Source organism: Pseudomonas sp. DCB_BI (assembly GCF_026240995.1).
GTDB lineage: Bacteria > Pseudomonadota > Gammaproteobacteria > Pseudomonadales > Pseudomonadaceae > Aquipseudomonas.
The window spans coordinates 1-15,892 of sequence record NZ_JAPFCG010000020.1 but is presented as its reverse complement, the minus strand read 5'-3'; the positions used below and the strand labels follow the sequence as shown (position 1 = coordinate 15,892).

At 63.9% G+C, this 15,892-nt stretch carries 9 protein-coding genes; 1 reads left to right on the top strand and 8 read right to left on the bottom strand.

Features of this window, described 5'->3' with window-relative positions; all coding sequences use genetic code 11:
- Positions 1–87: 87 nt before the first annotated feature.
- The gene (gene mmsB / locus OO258_RS20695) at positions 88–975 is read right to left on the bottom strand and encodes a 3-hydroxyisobutyrate dehydrogenase (protein WP_266032249.1); all 888 of its coding nucleotides are present in this window, start codon (positions 973–975) and stop codon (positions 88–90) included.
- Positions 976–985: 10 nt separating this feature from the next.
- On the bottom strand, positions 986–2,512 hold the full coding sequence (locus OO258_RS20690; RefSeq protein ID WP_266032248.1) for a CoA-acylating methylmalonate-semialdehyde dehydrogenase: 1,527 nt from the start codon (positions 2,510–2,512) through the stop codon (positions 986–988).
- Positions 2,513–2,644: 132 nt separating this feature from the next.
- On the opposite strand from OO258_RS20690, the gene OO258_RS20685 reads away from it, so the two are divergent.
- Positions 2,645–3,595 (top strand): LysR family transcriptional regulator, encoded by a 951-nt coding sequence (locus OO258_RS20685; protein ID WP_266032247.1) that lies wholly within the window; start codon positions 2,645–2,647, stop codon positions 3,593–3,595.
- 149 nt (positions 3,596–3,744) lie between these two features.
- On the opposite strand, the gene OO258_RS20680 is transcribed toward OO258_RS20685, so the two are convergent.
- The 6 genes from OO258_RS20680 to recC form a co-directional block, all read right to left on the bottom strand.
- Positions 3,745–4,236: an OmpA family protein gene (locus OO258_RS20680; RefSeq protein ID WP_110748300.1), complete on the bottom strand. Its 492-nt coding sequence runs from the start codon at positions 4,234–4,236 to the stop codon at positions 3,745–3,747.
- A gap of 4 nt (positions 4,237–4,240) precedes the next feature.
- A complete protein-coding gene (locus tag OO258_RS20675) occupies positions 4,241–5,512 on the bottom strand; it encodes a diguanylate cyclase domain-containing protein (RefSeq protein ID WP_266032246.1) in 1,272 nt (423 codons plus the stop codon).
- The gene (locus tag OO258_RS20670; protein WP_266032245.1) at positions 5,509–6,075 is read right to left on the bottom strand and encodes a YfiR family protein; all 567 of its coding nucleotides are present in this window, start codon (positions 6,073–6,075) and stop codon (positions 5,509–5,511) included. The genes OO258_RS20675 and OO258_RS20670 overlap by 4 nt, the downstream gene beginning before the upstream one ends.
- A gap of 350 nt (positions 6,076–6,425) precedes the next feature.
- Positions 6,426–8,501: an exodeoxyribonuclease V subunit alpha gene (recD, locus tag OO258_RS20665; protein ID WP_266032244.1), complete on the bottom strand. Its 2,076-nt coding sequence runs from the start codon at positions 8,499–8,501 to the stop codon at positions 6,426–6,428.
- Positions 8,498–12,172: an exodeoxyribonuclease V subunit beta gene (gene recB / locus OO258_RS20660; protein WP_266032243.1), complete on the bottom strand. Its 3,675-nt coding sequence runs from the start codon at positions 12,170–12,172 to the stop codon at positions 8,498–8,500. The genes recD and recB overlap by 4 nt, the downstream gene beginning before the upstream one ends.
- Positions 12,169–15,651, bottom strand: coding sequence for an exodeoxyribonuclease V subunit gamma (recC, locus tag OO258_RS20655; protein ID WP_266032242.1), 3,483 nt, complete (start codon positions 15,649–15,651; stop codon positions 12,169–12,171). Before recC ends, recB begins: the two co-directional genes overlap by 4 nt.
- Between the last annotated feature and the right edge of the window lie 241 nt (positions 15,652–15,892).

Below are 15,892 nucleotides of genomic sequence, written 5' to 3'. Positions count from 1 at the left end.
AAAAAAACGCGGGGCAGCCGCCCTTCCCTCTGGTGCGCAGTTACAGAGGGAAGGCCGCCTGGCCCGCGATGAAGTCCACCCCTTGCATCAATCCTTCTTGCGATAACCCTCAACGATGGCCGAGAAGTCCTTGCCGCCCTCCCCGCGCAGGCTCATGGCCTGATACAGCTGCTGGGCCACGGCGCCGAGGATCACGGGCTGATGAGCCTGGCGTGCAGCTTCGGTCGCCAGCCCCAGGTCCTTGAGCATCAGCTCGGCACCAAAACCACCGGTGTAGCCACGCGATGCCGGTGCGGTCTCGACAATGCCCGGCCATGGGTTGTAGGTGTCCGAACTCCAGCAGCGCCCGGTTGAACTGTTGATGATGCCAGCCAGCACCTTGGTGTCGATGCCCAGCGCATTGCCCAAGGCCATCGCCTCGGACACGCCGATCATCGAAATGCCCAGCAGCAGGTTGTTGCAGATCTTGGCGATTTGCCCGGTGCCAACCTCACCGCAGTGCACGATGTTGCGGCCCATCTGCTCCAGCACCGGTTTGAGGCTGGCGAACAATTCGGTGCTGGCACCGACCATGAACGTGAGCGTGCCGGCCGCGGCACCGCCAGTGCCACCGGAGACCGGTGCGTCGCCCATGTCTACACCCTTGGCCGCTGCAGCCTTGGACACATCCCGGGCGGTCTGCGGGTCGATGGTGCTGCAGTCCACGGTCGGCGTACCGGGGCGAATACCGGCCAACACACCGTCGTCGTTCAGGTACACACTGCGTACATGGGCTGCAGCCGGCAGCATGGTGATCACCAGTTCGCTATTGGCTGCCGCGTCCTTGGGCGACGGGCTGATTTGCCCGCCCAGTTCGGCCAGCTCGGCGAGCACGGCCTTGTTCAGGTCGAACAGGTTCAGCTGGTGCCCGGCCTTGATCAGATTGCGGGCCATGGGCGCACCCATGTTGCCCAGGCCGATGAATGCGATACGCATGTCGTGCTCCTTAGCGCAGGCTGATGGTGGTGTTCACACCGTCGTTGACGCTGTCGTCATCGAACCAGCGCGCGGTAACGGTCTTGGTCTGAGTGTAGAACTGCACCACTTGCTTGCCGTACGGGCCCAGGTCGCCGAGTTTGGAGCCCCGGGAGCCGGTGAAGCTGAAGAACGGTACCGGTACCGGAATCGGGATGTTGATACCGACCTGGCCGATGTCGATTTCGCTCTGGAACTTGCGCGCGGCCGCGCCGCTTTGGGTGAACAGGCCGGTGCCATTGCCGAACGGGTTGGCGTTGACCAGGGCGATCGCCTCGTCGAGGGTATCGACCTCCAGGGTCACCAAGACCGGGCCGAAGATTTCCTGGGTGTACACCTGCATGTCGGTCTTCACGCCAGAGAACAGGGTTGGGCCGACGAAGTTGCCTTGCTCGTAGCCCGGTACCTTGACGTCACGGCCGTCGAGTTCCAGCTTGGCGCCTTCCTTGATACCGCTTTCAATCAGGCCCAGCACCCGCTCCTTGGCGCGTTTGGAAACCACCGGCCCCACGTCGGTACCTGGCTCGCAGCCGGCATTGACCTTGAGCTTGCCAGCGGCTTCCTTGATATCCGGCAGCCACTCGCGAGCCTTGCCTACCAGCACGGCCACCGAGGTCGCCATGCAGCGCTGGCCAGCTGCGCCGAAGGCGGCACCGACCAGGGCGTTGATGGTTTGCGTGCGATTGGCATCGGGCAGCACCACCGCGTGGTTCTTGGCGCCCATCATCGACTGAACCCGCTTGCCGTGCTGGCTACCCAGGTTGTACACGTGGGTGCCTACTTCGGTAGAACCAACGAAAGAGATCGCCTTGATGTCCGGGTGGGTGCAAATGGCATCCACCACCTGCTTGCCCCCGTGCACCACGTTAAGCACACCGGCCGGTACGCCGGCTTCCAGCGCCAGCTCGACCAGTAGCATGGTCGACAGCGGGTCTTGCTCGGACGGCTTGAGCACGAAGGTGTTGCCGCAGACGATGGCCATGGGGAACATCCACAGCGGGATCATCGCCGGGAAGTTGAACGGGGTGATGCCGGCGCATACGCCGATCGGCTGGCGCAGGGTGTAGGTATCGACACCGCCAGCGACGTTCTCGGCGAACTCGCCCATCTGCAGGGTACCGATGGACGCCGCATGCTCGACCACTTCCAGGCCGCGGAAGATGTCGCCCTCGGCGTCTGCAATGGTTTTGCCCTGTTCAGCGCTGAGCACCTGGGCAATCCGTTTGGTGTGTTCGCGGATCAGCGCCTGCAGCTTGAGCATGATGCGCATACGCGCGCCGATCGGGGTATCGCGCCAAGTCTTGAAAGCGCGATGGGCAGCGGCCACGGCAGCGTCGACTTCTTCGACGGTGGCAAACGGCACGCGCGCCAGCACTTCTTGGGTGGCCGGGTTGACGATGTCGCGCCATTCGGTGGTTTTCGACTCGACCCACTGGCCGTCGATCAGCAGCTTTACCTGCTCGACCTTGGTGCTGCTGGGGGATTGCGGTGCGTTCATCTGCGTTCTCCTTGGAATTATTGTCGGGACGAGATCGCCAGCGCCGGGCAAACGCGAGGTGGCGTCCTGAGGCTTGTTTCGAGTATAGATGTGCAAACATCCAACAAGAACGCACAAAAAAACCGGATCATCATGCAAAAAGACCTCACATCCCTGAGCGCGCTCAACTGGGACGACTTGAAGTTTTTCCTTGAAGTGGCCCGCACCCGCAAGGCCAGCAGTGCCGCCAAACGACTGAGCGTGGACTACACCACCGTGTCGCGCCGCATCAGCTCGCTGGAGGGTGCGCTGGGCACCTTGCTGTTTGAAAAGTCGCGGACCAATGGCTTTGTCCTCACCGCCGAAGGTCAGCGCCTGCTGGGCTATGCCGAGTCGATCGAGAGCACGCTGCACATGGCGTGCGAGCAGGTGTCCGGGTCGGGCGTGGCGTTGTCGGGGCATGTGCGCATGGGCTGCACCGAAGGCTTTGGCAGCTTTTTCATCACCCCACAGCTAAGCCACTTCGTCGATGCGTATCCGGCGATTTCTGTGGATATCCTGCCGCTACCGCACTTCATCAGCCTGTCCAAGCGCGAAGCGGATATCGTCATTGCCCTGGAGCGACCGGAGCACGGGCCGTATGTGTGTTGCAAGCTGTGCGACTACCGCTTGCGGCTGTATGCGACCCAGGATTACCTGGACAGCCACGCGCCGATTCGCCAGGTGGCGGACTTGGCCAGGCATCCGTTCATCAGTTACGTGGATGACCTGGCGTTCAGTTCGGAGCTGCTGTACCTGGCCAACCTCATTCCCAGCGCCAACGCGCATTTGCGCAGTACCAGCGTGATTGCCCAGTACACGGCGGCGTTGCAGGGGCGTGGGTTGGCGATCCTGCCATGCTTCCTCGCCGCGCAGGACCCGCGATTGGTAACGGTGTTGCCGGAGGAGATCGAGGTGACGCGGCAGTTCTGGATGTATTGCCGGGAGGACTTGCGCAAGTTGAAGCGCATTACCCTGCTGTGGGATTACATCCGGGCGGTGACCGAGGCGAATGCGCCGTTGTTGATGGGGCAAACCCGCGAGATGCGCTTTGCCCAGGCCTGATGGGCCTGCGTATTTCCAAGGACAAGCACAAATCCTGTGGGAGCGGGCTTGCCCGCGAACACCGGCGAAGCCGGTGCCAGATACCGCGTTACCTGCCTCGCGGGCACGCCCGTTCCCACTGGAGATTGTGACAGCCCGAGAGGCGACGATCAGTAGGACGCTACCACGATGGACACCCGGCGGTTCTCGGTACGCCCGGCGCTGGTGCGGTTGTCCGCCACCGGTTGGCTGCTGCCGAGGCCACGGCTGTGGATGTTCTGCGGCTGCATGCCGACCCCGACCAGCGCCGTGCTCACGCTCTGCGCGCGGCGCTCGGACAGCTGCTGATTGTAGGCCGTCTTGCCGGACGAGTCGGCATGCCCGTCCACCCGCACGGCCTGGATACCCACACTGAGCAGTGCCTTGCCAATACGCTCGACAATCGCCTGGCTTTGGCCGTTGAGGCTGTCCAGGTCGCTGCCGAACAGCACTTTGCCAGACAGGTCGTAAGCCCAGCCTTCGTCGGTTGGGGTGAAACCTTCGCGCTTGAGTACGGCAATCTGTTCAGGGGTAAGGCCCTTCGGCGGTGCGCTCTGGCAACCGGACAGCGCCAGCACGGCGAGCAGCAAAACCCAAAGCGGAAAACGTATAGCCTGTATCACGGGGTCAACTCCTGTTCTTGATTTCCGTGGCGGACCGTTCCGTCTGCGCCACATGCCAATGGCCGCGTCGTTCGCGCTTGGCCTGGTACATCGCCGCATCGGCGGCATTGAGAAGACTGGCGGGGTCAGTGCCGTCATCCGGGTAATAGGCAATACCGATACTCAGTGACGTGGCGATATTGCGGCCGCTGTCCAGCTGCACCGGCAGCTTCATGCTGGCCACGATCTTCTCGGCGATCTGCTCGGCATCCCGGCGCGTATGCAAAGGCGTCAACAACACGGCGAACTCGTCTCCGCCCAGGCGCGCCACCAGGTCGTGCTCACGCAGCTGGGCGCGCACCCGGTCGGCGACGCTGATCAGCACTTCGTCGCCCACGGCGTGCCCAAGGGTGTCGTTGATCTGCTTGAAGTGGTCGCTGTCGAGGAACAGCAAGGCCAGATGATCCTGCTGGCGTGCCGCATTGCGCACGCTACGGTTCAGGCGCCCCTCGAAGAAGGCGCGGTTGGGCAGGCCAGTGAGGCTGTCGTGGCTGGCCTGGTGGGCCAAGGTCTGGTTTTCGCTCTGCAGGTGGCTTTGCCATACCTCCAGTTCGTCCAGCAGGGCGTTGAAGTCATTACCCAGCTCGTTGAGTTCGGCAATCGCCGCTTCAGGTACACGCCGATCGAAGCTGCGCTCGCGGCGGGCGGCGTGCGCGACACTGGCCAGGCCACGCAACGGGCGGGTGATATCGCTGAGCAGCCGACGCGACAGGTACTGAGCGGCCAAGGCACTGAGAATCGTGCAGCACAGGATACCGGCCAAGCCGCCAAGCAGGAATAGCAACAGGCTGCGGCCCTGACCGACCAGTTCTATGTGCCCGACCTGTTGCTGCTGGTGCATGATCGGGAGGTTGACGGGCTCATCCAGCAAGGCGCTGGCGACTTGCACTTCCAGCAAGGCGAGCATGCCGGTATCGCCCCGTTGCCAGTGCGCCAGTTGCTCGCCCTCATTGTTGAATACCTTGGCCTCGGCAACCTCTTCGGTACTGGCGATCAGCGCCAGTGATTCATTGGCAGCAGCACTGTCATTGAACACCACTGCCGCTTCCACGGTGTAGTTGATCGACCGTGCGATCAGCTGCAGGTTGTGGTTGGCGTAGACACTCAAGGCAAGCACGCCCAGCAGGGTCAGGGAAATACCGGCCAGGCCCACGGCGAGCAAGGCAACGCTAAGGTGACCACGGCCCAGCACTGAACGCAGGGTCGGGCGCACTCTGCGCTTGCCGGCAGGCTTCATGGCTGCACCGTCCGGCGGCGCGACAGTTGCAGAACGCTGGGGTGAATACGCACGCCAGAGCGCGCCACCGAGTCGAGATTGACCTCGAAGGCCACTTGCTGGTCACTGACCTGCAGGCAGAACAGGCTGCCGACCGTACACGGGTCGTTGGCCTCGCTGATGCTCAGGACCGGGTGGCCGCTGACGCGCTCGAACAGTTTGTCACGCTGGCCTTGGTCGAGCTCGCCGATATAGATGGCGTCGCAGGCCTGGGCGACCTGCGCGTCGTCTGCCAGCAGGCGCTTCACCTGCAAAGGGCGCCCGGACTCCTGTACATGCCCCTTGATCAGGTCATCGGCGTACTCGGTCGGGCCGACCAGGCAAAGGCGCAAGGTGGAGGGTTCGACCGGCCAGCGGGCATAACTGAAAATGCCCAACACCACCTGGGTAACGGCCTTGGCGCGCTGTTGCGCCTGGGCGGCGGTTGCGGCGGTTTCTGCCCGGGCGTGGCCTGAACAAAAGAACAGGACGGCCAGCAATAGCGAAAGCGCACAGCTTGTCAGTCGCCTCGCGGACACGTTCATGGGGGGGAATCTCTTGAAGTCCTTTGCGGTATCGGCGCAACGATAGCACATGGCCGCATCGTTGTAGGAGACGCCGATCTCAGAGGCATGTGCACCCTGTGGGAGCGGGTTCACCCGCGAAGCAGACGACGCGGTGGATGGCACGGGCTTCGCCCGTGTTCGCGGGACAAGCCCGCTCCCACAGAGATTGCGCTGGATTCTAGAAGTTGATCAAGCCCGCTGTTCTCAGGTACTGCATCAGCCTCAAGCCCACATGGATCGCGCTAGATTCTAGAAATTGAGCAAGACAGTTGCTACCACAGGGAACGCATGTCTTAGCAAAACCCAAGTGAGCCCGCGGTTCCCCAACGCTAGACCTGTTCGAGCATCAACCCGGAAATGCGCCGCACCTTGCGCGCCACCGCTTCTTCGAAAATACCTTGGCGCGGCTCGACCAGGCTGAAGCAGTGCTTAGCGCGGGTGATACCGGTGTACACCAGTTCCTTGGTCAGCACCGGGTTAAGCGCGTCCGGCAGCACTAGCGCGGTGTGGCCGAATTCCGAGCCCTGGGACTTGTGCACGGTCATGGCAAATACCGTTTCCACTTCGTTGAGCCGGCTAGGCAAGACGAAACGTACCCCGCCGCTGCCGTCGTTACGCGGGAAGGCCACACGCAGCAGCGGCTCACCACGCTCATCCGGCAGGCGCAGGGCAATGCCGATATCGCCGTTCATCAAGCCCAGGCCATAGTCATTACGGGTCACCAGGACCGGACGCCCCTCGTACCAGGGCTGCTGGCTGTCGATCAGCCCGGCACTGTGCAGCACCCGCGCCACGCGCTGGTTGAGGCCTTCGACACCCCAGGCACCGCGGCGCACCGCGCACAGCAACTGGAAGTCCTCGAAGCTGTGCAACACCTTGCCCGCCCATTGCTCCCAGGCGGGGTCGTCAAACGCGGTGCCCAGTGACGGCCGGTAGCGGCCAAGGGTGCGCAGGTAGCTGCGGTAGCCTTGCGGGCCGTCACTGCCGCGGTTCAGGCCATCGAGCAGCAGGCGGTCAAAGGCGCGGTCCTGCTCGTGCTTGAGTGCCAGGCTGTGTACGTCGGACGGTGGTGCAGCCAGCAGGTTGCGCGCCGCGTGTGAGTCCTGGCGGTTGACCAGCCGCGCCAGCTGGCCAATGCCGCTGCCTTCGCCAAAGCGCCGCGAAAAACGCAACATCACCACCTGCTGAGCCAGCGGGTTGCGCTGTTCATCGCCAACCTTGAGGCCACTGTCGGTCAGCGATTCGCCACTGATCTGTTCCAGCCAGGTAGCGGTCTGCGGTGAGTAGTATCCCTCCTCGGCGTCCCGACACAGGTCGCCCAGTACGGCCCCTGCCTCGACCGACGCCAACTGATCCTTGTCGCCCAGCAGCACCAGACGTGCCCGGGGCGGCAAGGCATCCAGCAGGTTGGCCATCATTTCCAGGTCGATCATCGACGCTTCGTCGACCACCAGCACGTCCAGTGGCAACGGGTTGCCGCCATGGTGGCGGAAGTGCCGCGACCCCGGGCGGCTGCCGAGCAGACGGTGCACGGTGCTGACTTCGGTTGGGATCTGCCCGCGCACTTCGGCGCTGACCTGCAAACGCTCGACCTGCTGGCCAATGGATTCGGTCAGGCGTGCAGCGGCCTTGCCGGTCGGGGCCGCCAAGCGGATACGCAGCGGCCTGCCCTGCTCCACTGCTGGCGCCTGCAACAAGGCCAGCAGGCGCACCACGGTGGTCGTTTTACCGGTGCCAGGGCCGCCAGTGATGATGCTGAAGCCGGCACGGGTAGCCAGCGCGCAGGCGAGCTTCTGCCAGTCCACCTGGCCGGCTGCTGCCCCGCCCTCGAACAACTGCGCCAAACGTTGCGGCAGGTCCGCAGGCGGTACCTCGGCTTGGGTCAGGCGTTGGCGCAGCGTATGGTCGATGCGCCGCTCGTAGCTCCAGTAGCGGCGCAGGTACAGGCGTTCACTACTGAGCACCAATGGCCGCGCCTGCTGGCCCCGGGTGTCGCCAGCGGCCACCAGCGGGCTGGCAGCGATGCGCTGGCGCCAGGCATTCAAATCGAGGTTGGCCAGCAGCTGCGAGGGCAGCAGCAAAGGGCCGGTCAGGGCATCACCTTCGGGCGGCAACGACAGGGCAAAGTCAGGTTCGGCCAGGGTTTGCTGCAGATCGAGGCAGACATGGCCATGGCCCAGCTGGTGGCTGGCCAATGCCGCCGCCAGCAACAGCAAGGGGTCGCTGCCGGGTGCGCGTTCCTCGAGGAACGACACGAATGCGCGGTCCAGGGCACGCAGCCAGCCCCGCTCTACCCAACGATCGAGCAGTTGCAGCAGGTCACCGCTGTCATGCTGTGGAGCCAGCGCCAGCAGGTGTTCGGCGTGCAACGGGGTGGGCAACAGATCGACAAGGCTGCGGCTCATAGCTCGGCTCCGGCAAACAGGTCCTGCTGCACGGGCGGGTGCTCGCCACGAAACAGCGCATCCAGGCTTTCGATCAGCTCGCGCGGCGGTTTGACGTGGTACACGCCATGGCCGCTGCTGCTGGCACCGCGCAGGAAGATGAACAGGGCGCCACCCACGTGGCGGTCGTAATCGTAATCCGGCAGTCGCGCGCGCAATTGACGATGCAGGGCCAGCAGGTACAGCACGTACTGCAGGTCGTAGCGGTGTTCGAGGATGGCCTTCTCCATGGCCGGGGCATCGTAAGCCTGGATGTCCGGGCCCAACCAATTGGACTTGTAGTCGGTCACGTAGTAGCGCCCGTCCAGCTCGAACGCCAGGTCGATGAAACCTTTGAACATGCCATTGAGTACAGTCGGTTGCGCCGCCGGTCGTGCCTGGCCAGGGTGCGTGTGGCGTGCCACCAGGCGGTCTAGCTGTTCGGCGTCGACCCGGTGGCTGGCGAACCAGAATTCCATCTCGATCTGGTAATGACGCAGCTGCCCAAGCTTCAGCCCCTGCTCGCTGCCTGGCAGCGGCAATGCTTCGCCCAGCAAGCGCTGCATCCAGTCACTCAGGGTGGTGATCCAGCCGGTCCAGTCACGGCGGTTGCAACGCTGGCCAACCATTTGCGCGATCATCTGCGGATTGCCGCTGACCTGGCTGAAGCCTTCGCGGCCCGCCCACTCCAGCAAACCATGCAGGAAGGTGCCGGGGTTCGGCCCCCGCGGGAAGCGGTGAATATCGCCGCTGTCGGCGGGGACTTCGCGCAGCATCTGGGCATCGACCACCTCATCATCCAGCAGTTGCTGGGCCAGTGAGCTGTCGGCACCGAGGGTCTGATCGCCGACGCGCAGGGCGCTATACGAAGCGATCCACCAGTGTTCGGCCGCTGCGCGGCGTGGCTTGCGTGCAGGCAGCAGTTCACGCTCGGCCTGTGGCATGCGATACACCTGTTCATCCGCCTGCGGCAGGCCCGGGCACGTGATGTGCGGGCTGGTCGCGGCCAAGGCCTGCAGCCAGTCGCCCAGCTGCGCCGAACCGGCCAAGGCAAGGCCGCCACCCAGCAGGTAGCCGAATGCCGAACGGTGCAGTTGCGAGCTTTTCTGGTTGCCGCGCTTGAGGTCGGCGACGCCCAGCCAGCAGGCATGCTGGGCGCGGGTCAAGGCCACGTAGAGCAGGCGCAGGTCTTCGGCCAGGCGCTCGTCATCGGCGCGCTCGATCTGCTCGGGTTTAGGGGTAAGGGTAAGGTGGGCATTACCCTCGCTGTCATGCCAGGCCAACGGCAGGCGGCTGCCGTCCACCGGCTTGCTGGTGCAGATGAAAGGCAGGTAGACCAGGGGATACTCCAGGCCCTTGGACTTGTGGATAGTCACCACCTTGACCAGCTGTTCGTCACTTTCAAGGCGCAGGATCTGTTCTTCGCCAGCCTGCCCGGAACTGGCCAGATGCTCGGCCAGGTGGCGAATCAGCGCCTGTTCGCCATCCAGCTCGCCGGCGGCCTGTTGCAGCAACTCGGCCAGGTGCAGCAGGTTGGTCAGCACCCGTTCGCCATCGGCGCGACGGATCAGCGTGCGCGGCAGCTGAAAATCATGCAACAGATGGCGCAACATCGGCAGCACGCCTTGGCGCTGCCAAGTGTCGCGATAGTGGCGGAAGCGCATGACCCAGCCTTCCCAGACCCGTTCGTCCTGGTTCAGCCGGTCCAGCGCGGCCAGCGACAGGCCAAGGGTAAGGCTGGCCAACGCGGCCTTGAGCAGGCGCTCCGAGTCGGGCTCGGCGCAGGCCTTGAGCCAGGCCAGCAAGTCGTGGGCTTCCTGGGCAGCGAACACCGAATCCTTGTCGGACAGGTACACACTGCGCACCTCACGCGCGGCCAGCTCGGCGCGAACCATCTGCGCTTCATGGCCATCCCTTACCAGGATGGCAATGTCTGACGGCAGGCAGGGCCGCAGTTCGCCCTCGGCATTCCGGAAGCCCGCCGTGCCGCGCTGGCCGCCATTTAGCAAAGCGACGATATGGCTGGCGCAACTGGCTGCCAGCTGTTGGCGGTAGGTAGTGCTCGAGACCGGTTCGTCACTTTGCAACTGCCAGCATTGCAGGGCTGCGCTGGCTTCACCGTCGATCACCCATTGCTCGCCCCGGCCTTTGGCGCGGACCTCGATGAACGGCAGCGGGTTGTCATCGGCCTCGCGGAACAGGAATGCACCGCGCCCCGCTTCACGCGCCTCAGCTTGCAGGAAAACCTGGTTGACCGCCGCGACCATCGCTTTGCTGGAGCGGTAGTTGGTGTCCAGGCTGTGCAGGCGACCACGGGTGGCACGCCGGGCGGCAAGGTAGGTGTAGATGTCGGCCCCGCGGAATGCGTAGATCGCCTGCTTGGGGTCACCGATCATGAACAGGCCAGTTTCTGCACGATTTTCGCTGATCTGGTAGATACGCTCGAAAATGCCGTACTGGACCGGGTCTGTGTCCTGGAACTCGTCGATCAGCGCTACCGGGAACTGTTCGCGGATCAACCCGGCCAGGCGCTCGCCAGCCTCGCCGGCCAGTGCATGCTGCAGACGCACGAGCATGTCGTCGAAACCCATTTCCGCACGCCGGCGCTTCTCCACTTCAAAACGTGCCGACACCCAGCTGGCAGCGTGCTCCAGCAAGGGTGCATCCGGGCTATCCAGGGCCTGCAATTGCTGTTGCAAGGCCTGCATGGCGATCAATGCGGGGTGTTCAGGAGGCTCCCCCTTCCATGCCTCGGCCATGCCCTCGGGGGTCAGCCGGGTAAAGCCGGTGCCCAGGTCGAGCTCCAGCAGTTGCTCGTCGCTGGCCCAGGCACTGAGCTTGTCGAACCACGGTTCGAAATAGCGTGCCTGCATCTTGCGGCCGTCGACTTGCTTGGCGGCCAGAGCATCGCGGCAGAGCTGCCGCAGTTCCTCGGCCCACTGCGCCCATGGCGTTTTCAGGCGCGCCAGCTGTTCGCTGCGTTGCTTCAGCGATGCCTCAATCAGTGCTGCGGGCTCTGGGCCGTCCTGCTGGGCGCGGACCCGGCCGAACAGCGGGCGAATGCGTGGGAGCAAAGCGTCTGGGCTCCCCCAGTGGCCGCGTACCCAGGCCAGGGCGTCACCTTCCATGCTGTAACAGAATCGCCGCCAGTAATCGCGCATGACCTGGCCTAGCAACTCGCTGTGGTCGGTTTCCAGGGTCTGGGTAAACAGGCTGCCGCTGTCGAAGGCATGCTCGCGCAGCATGCGCTGGCACCAACCGTGAATGGTCGAAACCGCTGCTTCGTCCATCCACTGCACGGCGATTTCCAGGCGGCCGGCACAACGTGGCCAAGCCTCCTCGGGGTAATCGTCACGCAGCTGATGCAGCAGCGGATCGGCACCTTCCAGTTCGCCACGGAAGAACCGGGCGGCTTCAGCGAGACGCGCGCGGATACGCTCACGCAGTTCTTTGGTGGCTGCGTCGGTGAATGTCACCACGAGAATCTGTGGTGGCAGCAGCTCGCGCTCGAAACCCTGCTCGCCACCGTGACCGAGGATCAGGCGCAGGTACAGCGCCGAGATGGTGAAGGTCTTGCCGGTGCCGGCGCTGGCCTCGATCAGCTGGCTGCCATGCAGGGGGAAACTCAGTGCCAATGGGCGGACCTGGGTCATGCGCCTTTCTCCGGATTGCCCAGGGTTTGCCAAGGGGCAGTGAACAACGGGCGGTACAAGGTTTCGCACCAGCCTTCAAAGGTTTCGTCGGCGCAGAGCGCTGCGAAATCGCGGAACTGCCGGGCCAACGCAATGCTCTCACTGCGCTCGCCGAAGCTGGTGCGTTCATCGCCTTCATAGGCGCGGGCGGCTGCGGCCAGGGCCTTGTCGGCATCGTCCTGGGCCAGCCAGGCAAACGCAGTCTTGGCGGCGACCGACAGCGGCGCATTCATCGCCGCCTGGCGAGCGACCAGCAGCTCGCCCAGCAGTTGCGCAGCCGTTTCTTGCGGCAGCGGTGCGAGCAACAGGGTCAGATCACTGGCTACCAGTGCGCTGTTGTAGGGGTAACCTGCCGCACAGGCCGCCAGGTGCGTGACCCACGGCGCAATCAGACGATGCCACTTGAGGTTGTTGCGCCCGGCGCTGATGGTGTTGGGCACCGTGGTAATGCTGAGCAGGCTCTGGTCATCGGCCTGGAACACCCGGCCCAGCCAACCTTCGAGGCGGTGCCGACCGTGCGCGAAGTGAATCGGCAAGGCGCCCTCGACCAGCTGTGGCCAGCGCTGCAACAACTGCTGATGACGCTGCAACAGGTCGGGGAGTGGTTCGATCAATTCGTTCTGCAGCAACTCGCCAAAACCGGCCAGTGGTAGCAGGCCGCAGGCTTGCAGGCGCCTGGCCTGGGCCTGCAGGGCTTGTTCGGCTTTATCCGGCTCGGCCAGCGCTGCGCCGAGCAAGCGCTCGCTGGCGCTGTAACGTTGCAGGGTGTCGAGGACGAAGGGTTCTTCGTCCGGGGTCGGCGCTTCCAGCGCTTCGAAATACACCTTCAGGCGCTGGCTGAAGAAGTGCCGCACCGGATGACGCAAGAAGTCATTCAGCTGGGTCAGGCTCAGCGCTTCATCATCGTCATAAGGCGGCAGCCCAGGATCACCTTGCTCAGCGTCCTCGCCCTTCTGGTGCAGCACCTGCCATTCGTGGGCATAGCTGAACAGTGGACTGCCCTTCTGGAAGTAACGTGGGCTGAACGGTTGCAGCGGGTGTTCCTGAGTCAGCGCATGCAGCAGTTGTTCACCCGCTTCAGCTGGCTGCCCGTGCTCGCCACCGGCCAGCTGCCAGCCGGCAGCGACATGGTCACGCAACTGGCCGATGAGTACCGAGGCCGGGCGCTCGCTGTTATCGCGGATACTGCGACCGACCCAGCTGACATACAGCTGGTCACGTGCCGACAGCAGCGCTTCAAGCAGCAGGTAGCGGTCGTCTTCGCGACGCGATCGGTCACCGGGGCGGTAGTCACTGGCCATCAGGTCGAAGTCCAGCGGCTGCTGGGCGCGGGGGTAGTCGCCATCGTTCATGCCCAGCAAGCACACCACCCGAAACGGAATGGCACGCATGGGCATGAGTGTGCAGAAGTTTACCGAGCCAGCAAGAAAGCGTTGCGACAGCTTGCCCTGGTCCAGGCCCGACAGCCAGGCTTCGCGCACCACGGTCAACGGCAGCGAGTCCTGCAGGCCGACGGACTCGCACACTTCAAGCCAGCTGTCGCGTAGATCCTGCAGTTGCATCAGCAGGAACTCATCATGCTCGCCTTCGGCAAGGAAGAACACTTGCAACAGGGCGTGTAGCCGCTCGCCCCACTGGCTGACAGTCGCAGGCTCGGACAGGGCCTGATACGCCACTTCAAGGGCGTCGAGCAGTGCAACCAGTGGGCCAATCAACGCCGCATCCAGGCCGCCGATTTCATCGTACGGTTCTATGCCATCACAGGCCTCGCCTACGCCTACGGCATAGCCAAGCAGCATGCGCCGCAGACCGAAGCGCCAACTGTTCTGCTCAAGCCCGGCGGGCAAGCCCAGGCTGGCCCGCTGCTCGGCGTTGAGGCCCCAGCGGATACCTGCACCCTCGATCCAGCGGTGCAGGGTGGGCAGGTCGCTCTCACGGACCCCGAAACGGGCTCGGACTGCCGGTACGTCCAGCAGGTCGAGCACTTCACTGACCGCAAAGCGGCTATCGGGCAATTTGAGCAGGTGTTCGAGGGCGATCAACAAAGGCTCGCGGCCACGCTGCCCCTGGTCAGTCAGGGTAAACGGGATGTAGCGCGGATCGTTGCGCTGCAACTGGCCGAATACAGCCCGGATGTGCGGCGCATAGGTGTCGATGGCCGGCAGCATGACGATAACGTCACGCGGGCGCAAAGTGGGGTCGGCACTGAAGCGGGCCAACAGCTGGTCGTGGAGTATTTCCACTTCGCGTTGTGGGCTGTGGGCGATGTGGAAGCGGATCGAGCGGTCCTGGGTCGAGTCGACGGGTGGCCACAGCTCACGGGTTTCGGCAAGCGGCCGCAGCTCAAGAATGTCGTCTTGCAACTGGTTGAGCAGCGTGGTGGGTGAGCCGTCGCTGAACAGGTCGATGCGGCCGTCGCTGAACACGCCCTGGTAGCTGCCCGGGTCGTCGTAGCTATCGAGCAGGTTGATATAGTCGCGACCTTGTTTGCCCCAGGCAGCCAGCAACGGGTGGGCATGTTGGTGCAGCGACTGGTCATCCAGCTGCAGGGGCATGCCCTGCTTACGCTGTTGGCGTTTGTACTGATGACGCAGCAGGTCCTTATCGGCAACGATGTCTGCCCAGTGGTGGCGGCAGGGGTTGTGCACGCACAACAGCACCTGGCTGAACCGCGCCAGGCCTGCCAAGGCTTCCAGGGCCTGTGCTGGCAGCGAGGAGATGCCGAACACGATCACTCTCGATGGCAGCCCGGCAGGTGCCTGCTCCAGGCTGTTGATGCGCTCGATGAAGCGTTGGTGTACCCCGGCTCGGCTCTGCGCCATGCCCTGCTCGCCGACATCGTCAAGCAACGCTCGCCATAGTTCGGCCTGCCAACGGTTGCCCGGAGGCAACGCCTTGCGCTCGCCGCGGGCAGTGTTGAGGATGTGCTGGCCGGCGGCCCAGTCCTTGAGCCAGTCGGCACGGTAAACCTGATACTGGTCAAACAGGTCGGCCAGGCGCTCGGAGAGCTGGTAGCGCTTGCGCAGGTCGCTGTCGTCGTTGAGGAAACGGCGCAGCGGCTCGAAATGCGGCCGCTCGATAAGTGCTGGTAGCAGGCGCATCAGGCGCCAGGTTAGCGGAGCCTTGTCGAGTAGGGACACTTCGGGAATTTCGTCACGACCCAGCACGCTGCGGTACAACTGCCACATGAAGGTGCCGGGCAGTTGCACATCGATCGCGGCGGCAATGCCGCAGCCCCCCAGATCATCTTCCAGCGGGTCTTCGGCCAGGGCCAGCTTGAGCCATTGGGCGATACCATTGCTCTGCACCAGGGCGATTTCGTTTTCCAGCGGCGCCAGTGGGTAGCGACGCATCCAGCTCACCACCAAGCTGCGCAGATCGTCGAGGCGGTTGCTGTGGACGATCATGAAGCCAGGGTGAAGCTGGGGGGTGGTGAGCATCGGGAGGTCTCTAGCAGGCGCGGGAGGCTGTGGAGGGAACGATATCACGCGCAACACGCTCCCACAGAGGGCTTGGCGAAGCCAGCGAGGGTTGGCTCGAGCCAGGAATTTTACGACCACAAAGACAAAACCCCTACCTGCATGTGCAGATAGGGGTTTTGCGAAATGAATCTTGACGATGACCTACTCTCACATGGGGAAACCCCACACTACCATCGGCGATGCATCGTTTCACTGCTGA

Bases quoted from the DNA above. Each gene is read 5' to 3' on its own strand.
- mmsB (WP_266032249.1), bottom strand. From the start codon at position 975: ATGCGTATCGCATTCATCGGCCTGGGCAACATGGGTGCGCCCATGGCC.
- OO258_RS20690 (WP_266032248.1), bottom strand. From the start codon at position 2,512: ATGAACGCACCGCAATCCCCCAGCAGCACCAAGGTCGAGCAGGTAAAG.
- OO258_RS20685 (WP_266032247.1), top strand. From the start codon at position 2,645: ATGCAAAAAGACCTCACATCCCTGAGCGCGCTCAACTGGGACGACTTG.
- OO258_RS20675 (WP_266032246.1), bottom strand. From the start codon at position 5,512: ATGAAGCCTGCCGGCAAGCGCAGAGTGCGCCCGACCCTGCGTTCAGTG.
- OO258_RS20670 (WP_266032245.1), bottom strand. From the start codon at position 6,075: ATGAACGTGTCCGCGAGGCGACTGACAAGCTGTGCGCTTTCGCTATTG.
- recD (WP_266032244.1), bottom strand. From the start codon at position 8,501: ATGAGCCGCAGCCTTGTCGATCTGTTGCCCACCCCGTTGCACGCCGAA.
- recB (WP_266032243.1), bottom strand. From the start codon at position 12,172: ATGACCCAGGTCCGCCCATTGGCACTGAGTTTCCCCCTGCATGGCAGC.
- recC (WP_266032242.1), bottom strand. From the start codon at position 15,651: ATGCTCACCACCCCCCAGCTTCACCCTGGCTTCATGATCGTCCACAGC.